Source organism: Paenibacillus aceris, from assembly GCF_017874035.1.
Lineage (GTDB): Bacteria > Bacillota > Bacilli > Paenibacillales > NBRC-103111 > Paenibacillus_E > Paenibacillus_E aceris.
Map to the genome: position 1 here is coordinate 237,605 of NZ_JAGGKV010000002.1, position 12,771 is coordinate 250,375.

Genomic DNA, 12,771 nt, shown 5'->3' on the forward strand with positions numbered 1-12,771 from the left:
GAGATCCGCTGCTCCTTTGTAGTTTAATTCAATATATCCTTGCGGGAGAAAACAGTAAAGGAAACAATTATCGAAATAGCGGCCCAAACGCTTAAAACAGTTAGCGAGAACCCTAAGTCCATCCCTTTGATTGGCGGAAGTCCTCCCGTTAAATACTTGGTTAAGTCCAAGTTGACCATAAACAAATATTTCGCTGTTTCCCAAGATGATACCATGTTGGAAAGAATCGTCCCCGAAATTAATACCGCGAGCATGACCCCCATACCGGCAGCAGTTGAACGAATGAGAACCGAGATCATCAACGACATGAGTGAGACCACTAATGCCGAGAACCAGACCAGCCCAAACTCCATTAAGAGAAAGAACCATTGATCGACCGCTCTTACTAAACTGAAATCTACATCAGTGCCACTTATCTGAATCCCTGTAAAGATCGGCATCATCCACCCGTTATAGCCGAAAACAAGCCCAGAAATCAAGTAACACAGCACGCCTGTAGACAGAATCGTAAGCGAAGTAAAGAATATGACGGTTATTAATTTGCTCAATAGGATTTTCCATCGCCGAACCGGTCTTGTCAACAATAATTTAATAGTCCCCGTAGAATGCTCTGATGATACGATATCTGCCGAAATGACCATGATGATCAACGGAATGAATAATGAGACGGCATTTTTGACAAACTCGCGCGTAAACGTCACCGCATTGGGCGAGCTTGGATCCACATCCTTATCCAGATAATAATTTGCAATCTGAATCTGAACTTTGAGCTGCTGCTTCCATTCATCCGGTGTTCTTGCTGAGCTTAAGCGCTTTTCCCAATCAATGATTTTTTGACGCTGGTCCGCTTTCCAATCTGTCGTCCCAAACTGCTTTTGGGTATTTTGGGCGACACGCATTTGTGCATAAGTGAACATAGGAATAAGAGCAAGCAGAATAAGAATGATCACATAAAAACGTTTTTTCTTAATCATTTTGATGCATTCATTTTTGACCAACTCATATAAAATAAGCAATTCTTTCACCGTCCCCTATTGTATGGTTTCACCTTCGGTTAGGCTCAAGAACAAATCTTCCAGCGTTGGGTTCTTGATTTCTACAGCAAAGAGGCTAATTCCTGCTTCCATCAATTGCCGACTTATTTGCGGAACATTCTCTTTATCCATTTGCGTAACAATTTGTTTCACCGAAGATTGTGTATGCGTAGGATCATCTTGACTGATTTCCTCAATCGCGTTTACAAGCGGAGACGCATCGAGAAGCCCCTCAGCCTTATCGGCCGGAGACACGGACCAAACCACTTTGCCGCCTTGCGCAATCAACTCTTCAACAGCTCCTACTTGAATAACTTGTCCATGACTTATAATGGCTACGCGGTCACACATTTGCTGTATCTCGCTCAGCAGGTGACTGGAAACAAACAAGCTAAGCCCATCCGCAGCCAGACGCTGGATAAACTCCCTCATTTCCTTGATCCCCTGCGGATCCAGACCATTCGTAGGCTCGTCCAAAATTAATAAACTGGGTCGCCCGAGAAGGGCTTGGGCAATACCAAGACGCTGCCGCATACCGAGGGAATACGTGCGTACTTTATCATGAATACGTCCATCCATAGAGACAATTTCCACGACCTCTTGAATCCGCTGCTCATCAACATCCGGCAGCATTCTTGCAAAATGTTCGAGATTTTCCCATCCCGTCAAATAGGAATAAAGTTCTGGATTCTCAACGATACAACCGACTTGGCGCATCGCTTGATTATGCTCCTTACGGACATCGAATCCACAGATGTGAATGGTTCCTTCCGTAGGACGGATTAAATCAACGAGCATTCGAATCGTCGTTGTTTTTCCAGACCCGTTAGGACCTAGAAAACCAAAAATTTCACCGGCAAACACTTCAAAGGAGATCCCTTTGATAATTTCTTTATTTTTAATTTTCTTTTTTAAATTTTTCACGGACAATACGGTCTTAGGAATGGTTACTGCTTCTTCCACTTTAACTGCCCCCATCACTTCAGAATTTGTAAAATTCGATCAGCAATCCGCTCATAACCATCCCCGTTTGGATGAAAATGATCAGCCGAAGACAAATATTTAATCAAATTTTGCTCAAATAAATCATAAGTTGGGACAATGACCATTTGCGGATAACGGTTCATCATTTCAAAAACACCATTATTCCAGCGCTGTACAATGAGTGAACCTTCTTTTTTGGGATCTAAATCAAGAAAAGGATGATATAAACCAACGTAAAGCACGGTTGCCTTAGGGTTCGCCTTATTTATGGCTTGGAGAATTTTCTCCATTTTATCAAGTGCCGGGGCGACACGGCCAACTGCTGCCTCGGGGTTAAACTCCGTCTGGTTGTCCCCTTTAAACAGCCCATCTCCACCGGCAAAAATATCATTACCGCCTATGGTAAGCATAATAATATCTGCCTGTGCGAGCGCATCCTGTGTCTTTTTCAGTGCCAGATCAGCTAATAGCTGGTCGCTTTTATATCCTGGGATAGCCAAGTTATTCAGCACGAATACTGGCTTTCCAGTCTCTTTCTCCAGCTTTTCACGGACTCGGCCCACATAGCCTTTGCCTGTATTGTCACCTGTTCCGGCGGTCAATGAATCGCCTAGCGCAACGATTTGCAGCTTAGCTTTGCTTTCAATCATCGTTTCCTTCTTCGGAGCCTCCGTCGCCAAATTAAGTGTCCCGGATGCTTTTGGAAACCATATCTGATTCGCCGCGTAAGCAAATCCTACGGCGAAAACAATTGTGGTAATTGAAGCAGTTAGGCCAATTGTTCCCCATATGAAGCGAGATGATCTCAAGTATGTCCCCTCCTGCGAATAAATGGCATAATTCACTCTAAGAGTATAGCTTCTAGAATAAATTTGCAAACGCTGCAATATGGCGGTGTGATGCATGCGATCATGCGTTCGCGATAAGTAGTATAGCATATAATAGTAAAACTCCACCACCTTTGTTACAGTTGTGGCCGCTAATATTACACGCTACTCTAAAAAAATGCAGATTAGATAATGCTGCTACTTTCATTCTGCATTGGTATGACCCGAAGCATACAGCACATGTTGGATAGGAGTCAACACTACAGCTTGCGATTGATGGAGGTGCTGATGTCTCTAGAGTTCTTTGGTGCTGGGATTACTGGAGTGAATGAATTGTTTAGAGTTGCTTGGAATGCTTGGAGTGCTTTAGGTGCTTTAGGTACTTGGAATGCTTGGAGTGCTTTAGGTGCTTTAGGTGCTTGGGGTGCTTGGGGTACTTGGAGGTGCTAGGAGTGCTAGGAGTGCTAGGAGTGCTAGGAGTGCTAGGAGTGCTAGGAGTGCTAGGAGTGCTAGGAGTGCTAGGAGTGCTAGGAGTGCTTGGAATGCTTGTGGTGCTTGGAGTACTTGGGGCTGTGGGTTTGAGTTTGATGGCGGTGCTGGAGTCCCTGGTGTTGCATGGTGCTGGATTACTGAGGTAGCATATGTTGCTTCGGATTGCTGGGAATGCTGGAGGTGCATGGGCTGCTTAGGTTACTAGGAGCGATAGGAGTTGGGGTAAGTTGTTTACTGAGTTTGCTACGAACGGTGAGGCCAATAAATAAGGGAATACCGGGGCGCTATTTCTCCAAAATCAGTAGAATCCACAATTTGAAGGAACTACAGTCCCTCATTTGTCCAAAATTCGTGATTTCCCCTTGAAAAATTCAAAATAACGGAACATAGTTCCCACTACTTGGAAAAAGGCTCCCTTTTACGAGAGATAGCGGACTATAGTTTCCACAAAGGTCTCTCACCAGCGCTTACCTGAGGCTTGCGAATAAAGAAATGGGTATATCCCCCTACCCATCCTTACACCGAAAACCGCATTAAAGCCAAACAAGCCAAAAACCCTGGCGAAATAAGCACCACCGCCAGGGTTTTTGGGCTAACTTTCTACACAGCATCCTGCAAAAACTTATACTGCGCTTGAATCAAGCCATAGTATATTTTCTGCTCTTGCATCAATTCATCGTGATTGCCGATTTCCATCATGCGGCCATGATCCAGCACGACGATTTTGTCTGCGTTCCGAATCGTAGAAAGTCTGTGCGCCACGATGAAGGAAGTCCTGCCCGCGAGAAGCGTTTTAAGAGCTTCTTGGATTTTGAGCTCCGTATCCGTATCAATACTGGCCGTCGCTTCATCCAAGATGAGAACTCGCGGATTCGCAAGAAGTGCCCGCGCAAAGGAAATCAATTGGCGTTGCCCCATCGACAACACATTTCCGCGTTCCTGCACTTCCGTGTCATAGCCATTCGGCAAGCTGACAATAAAATCATGGGCATGCACGGCTTTGGCGGCAAGCTCAATCTCTTCGTTCGTTGCATTCAGCCGACCAAAACGGATGTTATCGCGAATCGTGCCTGAGAAAATAAACGTATCCTGCAGGACGACCCCAATTTGAGAACGCAAGCTTTGGATGGTTACATGACGAATGTTATTGCCGTCAATCTCAATGCGCCCTTCCGTAGGATCATAGAATCGGCAGAGCAAATTCATAATCGTACTTTTACCAGACCCGGTATGCCCGACTAACGCAATAGATTGCCCTGCACGCACATCCAAGTTAAACCCTTTCAAAGCTGGACGACCTGGCTCGTACTCGAATACAAGATTCTCAAATTTCACGTTACCTTTGATGTTTGGCAAATCTTTAGCATCCTCAAGCTCAGCGACAGACGGCTTCTCATCGATAAACTCGAAGATACGCTCAGCAGAAGCCATCGCAATAAGCAATTGCGAATACATTTGACCTAAACGTGTAATGGGCTCCCAGAAATAGCCTATGTAAGTAGCGAAGGCAACCAACAAACCAACTGAAATTTCCTCCGTTTGAATTAAATAAGCTCCAAACCAGAACAAAATGCAGTATCCTATCGCGCCTGTGATCTCAATGAGAGGACCAAAGGATTGGTTGAGCATCGATGCCCGGTTCCAGGACAATCGGTTGATCATGTTCATTTTGGTGAAAAACTGAATATTTTCTTTTTCTTGCGAATAAGCTTGGGTGACCCGAATCCCTTGAATACACTCATTCAAATGGGCATTCAGCCGCGACTGCTTCATCGTTACATCCTGCCAGGCATGACGGATCCTCTTCCGCAGCTTGGTTGAAATCATGAACATGATCGGCACTGTCACAATAATCGCTGCCCCTAATTTAAAATTAAAGGTCAACAAGATAACAATGATCCCTACAAGCTGCACAACGTCGATCAACAAGTTGACGACCCCGTTCGTAAACAAATCTTGCAGCGAGTTTACATAGTTCGTTACGCGAACGAGAACAGAGCCTGCTGGACGCGTATCGAAGAAACGAAACGATAACTTTTGAATATGGCTGAACAAATCATGCCGCAGGTCGAAGATCACACGTTGACCAATCATATTCGTAAACTTGATCCGGAACGTGTTCGCCAGCCATTGGACGACATAAACCCCCAACATGATGCCGACAATGATGATCAGCAAATTCTTATCTTTAGGTATAATAGCGTTATCAATCGCTTCTCTGATCAATAAGGGCACTGTCAATTTGGTAATGGCTCCGACCAACATCATGATGATGATGATAGGCAGCATTTGTTTCTTGTACGGCTTCATATAACTAAATAAACGTTTCAATTGGCCCCAGTCAAAGGGTTTATCGATTAATTCATCGTCCTGGTAAACAAATCGCTGCCCGACTTGGGAATCTTCAATTTTGGCAGACGCCTCGGCTTGGTTCGATTTCGTACTCAATGTGCTAACCTTCTTTCTTGCAAAGAGGAATGGTTTCGCGAATTCGCATCTAACTCTGAATCCTTGGCTGCAGCAGCTTGAACTTCGGCTGTCGATTGCTTAGGTTGATCAGCATATTGAATATCGTAGGTTTGGCGATAAAGACCTTCCTGCTGCAGAAGCTCATGATGCCTGCCTCTTTGAACGATCTTACCTTTATCCAACACGATAATTTCATCTGCGTGCTTCAACGAAGAAATCCGATGGGCAATAATAAATGTGGTCCTACCCTTCATTACCTCACTAAAGCCAGCTTGAATTTCATGTTCAGTTTCCATATCGACCGCACTGGTTGCATCATCCAGCACAAGGATTTTGGGATCTTTGATTAGTGCGCGAGCAATGGCAATACGCTGCTTCTGGCCGCCTGATAACCCTAATCCGCGCTCACCGACAACCGTGTCATAACCTTCCGGCAGTTCAGAAATAAAATCATGCGCTTTGGCAAGCTTTGCTGCTCTAATGATTTCATCCATCGTGACATCTTTGCGCCCATAGGCAATATTGTTACGAATTGTGGAAGAGAACAAAAACGTTTCTTGGAAAACAGTCGCAATTTGGTTTCGATAACTTTCGATCTGTAAAGAACGAACATCTTTACCATCCAGCATGACCCGGCCGTCTTTCACGTTATAGGCTCTCATCAGCAATGAGATCACCGTCGTTTTCCCTGAACCCGTGCTGCCGAGCAGTCCGATAACGGAGCCAGGAGGCGCATCCAGATTGAAATCATACAATGCTGGCTGTTTTTCTGGATATGCAAATGTAACGCTTTCAAATCGCACATGTCCTTTGACTTCATCACTTTTTAATACTGCGGCATCCGTCTGATCTTTAACATGCAGGTATTGATGCAAAATATCGAGAATTTTCTCACCGGAAGCCTTCGTATTGGTGAAATTGTTGATATGAAAGCCTAGTCCCCACATCGGTCCGATAATGTACCAGATTAAGCTGAAGCAAGCGACAAGCTCCCCGAGCGAGATCGTATCCTGGATAACCATATATCCACCGACACCAAGCAGCATAACGACGCTGAGATTCGCCAAAATTTCCATAATCGGAAAGTACTTCGCCCAAATCCCCGAGCTTTCAATATTCATCGCCTTATAATCCTCATTACGCGCAGAGAACTTATCCACTTCATGAGATTCACGCGCAAACGATTTAACCGTCCGAACCCCGGTAATATTTTCTTGTACCGCGGTCGTCATCGAGCTGAGGGATTGACGCACCATCCGGAAAGCGGGATGAATTTTCCCTTCAAAGCGGATCGCCGTAAACGCCAGAAATGGCATCGAAATCATCGTCAGTAAAGCTAACTTCCAATTAATCGAAAACATCATGCTCATGCCGAAAATCAGCATTAACAATACGTTTAACAACTGAGCGAATCCAAAGCCGACAAATTGCCTGATCGCTTCCAAATCGGCTGTTAATCGAGACATCAAGTCCCCTGTTCTTGCCTGATCGTAATACTGAAAGGATAAATACTGCAGTTTGTTGTAAAGCGCGTTCCGCAAATGATAGGCAACCCGGTTGCCCAAACGGCCCCCGCACAAGCCATGCAGAAATTGCAACATCCCCTTAAGCGATACAACAACCACTACCACAATCGCTAATTTCGGAACGAGTTCAAATTGCTTTTTTGCGATCACGTCATCGATCAGATACCGGAGTAAGTTCGGATAAACGAGACCTAATGCTGTTGCTAATGCTAAACATAGAATTGCTCCAAAAAACAGTTTTTTCTCTGGCCAAAAATAGGGCTTCAGTTGCCTGAATACATCCACTTTGGTGACCCCTCCTCAAGAAGGTGAATTTGGAAAAGCTAGGTAAGCGTTTTAATACTTAATGAATCTTAACACCATCCCTATATGCGGGCAATCAGAAGAATGCGTGATATATTCGCTTAAAAGCCCATAAATTCACAAAAACGTGCAGGAATCCCCCCTATTCTTTAAAATCATCCCGATAACCATCGATGTAAGCCTTTACATAGCCATGCAGAAAAAAGGGTTAACCATGTTCAATTGAACAAGATCAACCCTTTGGTTTATCTGTTAAACAAACGCCTTTAATTGATGCTGTTTGGATATTAGTTCGTTCAAATCAATCTTCATTTCAAGGGCGTCGCGCATCCCTTCAGCGTGTTCATTTAGCTGCTGAAGCATCTGATTTTTTTGCGTCGTCAACCAATTTTCCAGCTGGTTGGCGTAGGCCTCTTCAAGCTCCGAAGTTTGACGCTCAATAAACTGGGCAACCGGCGTAGTCATCCGATTTTCCAAGTCAGCTCTAAGCTTGCTTTTGCCATCGCCTTCAAAAAATTGCTTCGCGTTTTTGAAATGACTTTGCAGCAGTTTGAGCGAAATATCAGGTGCTTCCAACTTCGAGCTAATTTCTGGCGTTACAAACGTATTTGACTCGTAGGTGCTGCTTTCGAAGCCCTCCATAACTTGACGAAGCTGCTCTTCCCATCGTTTAACACGGCTGCCGGAAATCAGATTCATCCGATTCTCAACCCGCAGCGTTGTAGCGAGCACTTCCTGCGACAGATCATAACCGATCATGCGCAGCAGCTCGCCCCATGCCGACTGGAGGGCTTGCTTAGGATCTTTCGCTTCTTCCCGGAAGGTGGAAGGGTTGAAAGCGTAATTGTACAATTCGCCGAATCGGAACATCGTACGCTGCTTCACATAGTACAGAAGCTCCTGGATTTCTTTCTTCAACTCCTTGAGCTCGGCTTCGAATGGCGTACGCTCAAGCAGATCCACACCCTCGCGCTCGGCTTGCTCCAGCTTCGTCAGCTGCTGTTTGCGCTGTTCTTCTCCCGTTTGAGCACTCTCGAGCCATTGCTGCATCGTAGCAATCGCCCGGTTCAGCTCCAAATTCGCCGCGTGTATCGCAACATCACTAAGCTCATTGAAAGTAAACTGCACAAACTCGCCTTCAAAAGGACGGATGCCCGATTGCGCAACAAGGGCTTCGTTGCCGGTAATTTTCCCTTCTGCCGCTAAATAACTGGAGATGGGATAAATACGCGGATTGCGGATGCCATGCTGCAGCAAGTTTGTTTCCACATGCGTCATCACACCTTCCAGCTCTTCCGGGCTTGCTGCAAGATCTGCGGCGTTAACGATGAAAAACATTTTATCCATTTCAAAGCTGTCCTTCACACGTCCAAGTTGCAAAAGGAACTCACGGTCCGCCTGCGAGAACGCATGATTATAATAAGTCACGAAAAGAATCGCATCCGCATTTTTAATATAGTTAAAGGCAACACCGGTATGACGGGCATTAATCGAATCTGCGCCAGGCGTATCTACGAAAATAATGCCTTGTTCCGTCAAGGGATTCGAATAATATAATTCTATAAATTCAACAAAACAAGACTTGGACTCATCTGCGACATAGCTTGGAAATTCCTCTTTAGTAATTTTGAGCTCGGTGCCCAAATGGTCCTTTGCCAACTGCCAGCCTTTCTCGACAGCCTTCAGAAAGGAATAGTGCGGCTTTCCTTTGGCTGTTACGTCAGAAGGTGAAAGTGCGCCTATGCGTTTCAAAGATGAGGCCATATCGGTCGCTTGCACACCCAATATTTCTAACGAGTAGAGAACGTCCTCCAATATCGCGTCCGCTTTCTTCATCTTTACCTTAGCCGTGCCATGCGGCCAGCCTTCCGTCGGCGGCATAATCTTATTGATCGCCGCCGTCGTCGGGTTGGGCGAGACCGGCAATACCCTTTCGCCAATCAACGCATTGGCGAAAGACGACTTGCCGGCGCTGAATGCGCCGAACAGCGCAATCGTGAACGTCCGCTGCCGCAGACGTTCCGATTTCTCGCGCATGGCGCGCGCGATCGACCGCATCGACGGCAGCCCGTCGATGAGACCTGCGGCCGCCAACAAGTCGGCTGCCTTGCGCTCCATGCGCGCACCGTGTTCACCCGAGGTGAACGCGGCTTGCACTGACGACGCTGCCTCTGCAGGAGCAGCTGCTGCAGGGCTTGCGGCCGCCGATGCACTGGCAGCGGCCTGCAGGATCTTATCCATGGAGGTCACATGCAGTCCCCCGCTCAGCGGGGCGGCTGCTTGCTCCTCCATGGGAGTGTACAGCTGCGCGTCCGGCAGCGCCGACGCAGCTGGTCTTGCCCAGCTGGCCATAGCCAACAGCTGGGCTGTGGCCGCAGCCTCGGCTTCCTCGAGGCTGCGCAGTTCGCGGACAGCGCTAAGGCGGCCGCCTAGCGCTTCGAGCTCGGCCACAAGCGACGCGACCGCTTGCGAACTGTGCTCGCGAACCGCAGCCGCGAGCAGATCAATGACCGCAAAGGCTTGCTTGCGGTACTGCTGCTTAATATCGGAAGCAACTTGCTTCATGAAGTTAAGCGTATACTCTCCGCCGAATGTGGCTCCTGCATTCACTTGCGCAGCGAGCCAATCGGTTGTCACTGGCACGCGCAAAGCTTCAATTTGACCTAAGAGATCGGCATCATGCTGCCCATGACTTTGAGCCGCTTTCTTCAAGGCATCCCGAAGATGCCAGTCGAGCTGCGCTTCTACCTGCTCGGATAAATCTGCCTGAAAAGCAGTAAGCCGCTTTTCCGTCTCTAAGGCAGTCTGAGCTGCTCTGGAGAAGAATCCTACCTTAAACCCCGGCTTTCGGCTCTCCAAATAGGCGTGAGCCTGATCCCGGGTCAAGGCTGGCGTTATGTTGGCATTCTCGATGATCGCGCCAACTTCCTTGCGGAGTCCTGCCGTCAATGCTTCCGGCAGTGCTTTCAAAGCTGCAAGCTCCTGTTGTTTGGCAGCAGCCTGCGCCTCAAGTTCCTGCACATCGCCTTCCTGGCTGATTAGCTCCATCAGCTCTTCTTTCTGCGGCTCATGCTGCTCAGCAAGCCATTTGCCGTGCTCAGCTGCAAGGTATCGCGCAGACGCGTCAATGCTAAAGCTGCGCAGCTCATCGCCTTGCTCGATCAACCGATTAAGGAGCCATTGCAGCTTCCCATACTCGTTATGAGGATGATTCGGCTCCTTCATTGTGACGAAGAGCAGATCATCCGGCTCAATGCCCCAATTCAAAAAGGCTTGCTTCGTACCCTCCTGATACTGCGAGAATGGCAGCTCCCACTCTTTGTGCTTATCAATCATATTAACAACGAGATAGAGCGGTTTGCCCCACTCCTTCATTTTCTTCGTGAACGCGAGATTTACTTCAGATTGCACATGATTGTAATCCATCACATAGAACACGACATCCGCCAAATGTAAGGCAGATTCCGTAGATTTATGATGGGCATCATCCGTAGAGTCAATTCCCGGAGTATCCAGAAGAGCCGTATGCTTGCCCAGAAAACCAATAGGGAATGAAATCTCTACGGTTTCAATATCCGTTCCGTTCACGCAATAAGCTTCTAACTCATCAAGCGGAATCGTATTGGTCAGCCCCTGCGTACTTGCATGGCGGTGCGTCACGTGAGCGCCCGGCGCTCCGTTACGAATACTTACGATATTCGCACTTGTTGGAATTGGAGAGGATGGCAGCAACGCGTGCCCGCAAAGTTGGTTAATTAAGGTTGATTTCCCCGCAGAAAAATGACCACAGAAGGCAATATTCATCCTTCCTGCATCAATCTTAACCAGCAGTTGCTCCAATTTGCTTGCGTTGTCCAGATCCCCTGTTGCTTGCAGTTTTGCTTTCATCTTCCTGATCGCATCCGGCATGACCGAGATGCTTGTATCTATCGCTTGCGTCATTCGTCCGTTCCGCTCCTTATTTACCGCTCTTCTATTCCATTCTCTTTATGATGATACAGAAAAAAATCTCCCAGAGGGAGATTTAATTTTTTAGGACATAACTACTTTTTCTTTTTCAGGCAAGAAAATTTCGAATACGTCACGATGCTGCAAAATCGTAATGTCCGAATCCTTCACCTTCATTACAACGACCTCAGTTTTCGTTTTCATTTTGTCTATGTAATTCTGAGGAACCTCACCTGATTCACTGACTGTTACACCTTCAATGACTTTTTCCTCATTATCGGCTAATGGAGTATTAATCACCTGTTCAAAAATATCAGAGAATAGTTCAAAGCTATTAGTGTATACGGCGATGCATTTCATTCAAATCCCATCCTTTGTCTGCATATCATTTGTTTGTAATAGTTTTCCTAGTTGTACTTGGTTTCATACGTTTCTTACCCTCACGGCAGTTATCCAAGAGTGGACATACCTGACATTGCGGGTTCTGCGCTTTGCAATGATACCTGCCAAAAAAGATTAGTCGGTGATGGGTCTGCGTCCACTCTTCTCGTGGAACCTTCTTCATCAGCTTCTTCTCTACTTCAAGTACCGAATCATCGGGGCTGACTAATCCCAATCTTTTGGATACTCGCTCTACATGGGTGTCTACCGCAATTGCCGGGACACCGAAAGCGTTTGATACAACGACATTTGCCGTTTTGCGGCCTACACCAGGCAGCTCGACTAATTGTTCGTGCTTTTCTGGAATCTCGCCATCAAACTTGTCCAGTAGCAGTTGACACAATTTTTGAATATTGCTTGCTTTATTCCGAAATAGTCCAATCCGGCGAATGTCTTGCTCCAGTTCCTCCAAGGGAACGGCCAAGTAATCTTCGGGCCGCTTATATTTCTGAAATAAATCCAATGTCACCTTATTTACGGTTTCATCAGTGCATTGCGCGGATAGCAAAACAGCAATCGTTAATTCAAAAGGATTACTGTGACGCAGCTCGCAATGAGCATCCGGAAAGAGTTCACCAATAGTATCCAAAATATGCCTTACAAGCTTCTGCGTCATGTCTTTGCTTCCTTAGGGTCGTAATATTCTTCAGTTTAGCGAATTGTGACGCTAGAATCAATGCTTGTTAGCGTCAAAATGCGAACATTTTCTAAAAAATTGCCATATTTATTTTTAAAATAGTAAAAAAC

Annotated in this window: 8 protein-coding genes; all 8 read right to left on the minus strand. The window is 46.4% G+C overall.

Going from position 1 to position 12,771, the window contains the following annotated elements; all coding sequences use genetic code 11:
• Positions 1–23: 23 nt before the first annotated feature.
• A complete protein-coding gene (locus tag J2Z65_RS05275; protein ID WP_167054440.1) occupies positions 24–1,016 on the minus strand; it encodes an ABC transporter permease in 993 nt (330 codons plus the stop codon).
• A gap of 15 nt (positions 1,017–1,031) precedes the next feature.
• On the minus strand, positions 1,032–1,997 hold the full coding sequence (locus tag J2Z65_RS05280) for an ABC transporter ATP-binding protein (RefSeq protein ID WP_338111571.1): 966 nt from the start codon (positions 1,995–1,997) through the stop codon (positions 1,032–1,034).
• A gap of 14 nt (positions 1,998–2,011) precedes the next feature.
• Positions 2,012–2,827 carry a GDSL-type esterase/lipase family protein gene (locus J2Z65_RS05285; RefSeq protein ID WP_193580785.1) on the minus strand — a complete coding sequence of 272 codons (816 nt, stop codon included), beginning with the start codon at positions 2,825–2,827 and terminating at the stop codon, positions 2,012–2,014.
• A 1,110-nt stretch (positions 2,828–3,937) separates the two neighbouring features.
• The gene (locus J2Z65_RS05290; protein ID WP_240159520.1) at positions 3,938–5,785 is read right to left on the minus strand and encodes an ABC transporter ATP-binding protein; all 1,848 of its coding nucleotides are present in this window, start codon (positions 5,783–5,785) and stop codon (positions 3,938–3,940) included.
• Positions 5,782–7,617 (minus strand): ABC transporter transmembrane domain-containing protein, encoded by a 1,836-nt coding sequence (locus tag J2Z65_RS05295; protein WP_167053929.1) that lies wholly within the window; start codon positions 7,615–7,617, stop codon positions 5,782–5,784. The genes J2Z65_RS05290 and J2Z65_RS05295 overlap by 4 nt, the downstream gene beginning before the upstream one ends.
• Before the next feature lie 270 nt (positions 7,618–7,887).
• Entirely contained in the window at positions 7,888–11,577 is a 3,690-nt protein-coding gene (locus tag J2Z65_RS05300) for a dynamin family protein (RefSeq protein ID WP_167053927.1), read from the minus strand.
• A 90-nt stretch (positions 11,578–11,667) separates the two neighbouring features.
• Positions 11,668–11,943 (minus strand): NAD/NADP transhydrogenase alpha subunit, encoded by a 276-nt coding sequence (locus tag J2Z65_RS05305; protein ID WP_167053925.1) that lies wholly within the window; start codon positions 11,941–11,943, stop codon positions 11,668–11,670.
• A gap of 25 nt (positions 11,944–11,968) precedes the next feature.
• Positions 11,969–12,640, minus strand: coding sequence for an endonuclease III (gene nth, locus J2Z65_RS05310; protein ID WP_167053923.1), 672 nt, complete (start codon positions 12,638–12,640; stop codon positions 11,969–11,971).
• Positions 12,641–12,771 lie beyond the last annotated feature (131 nt).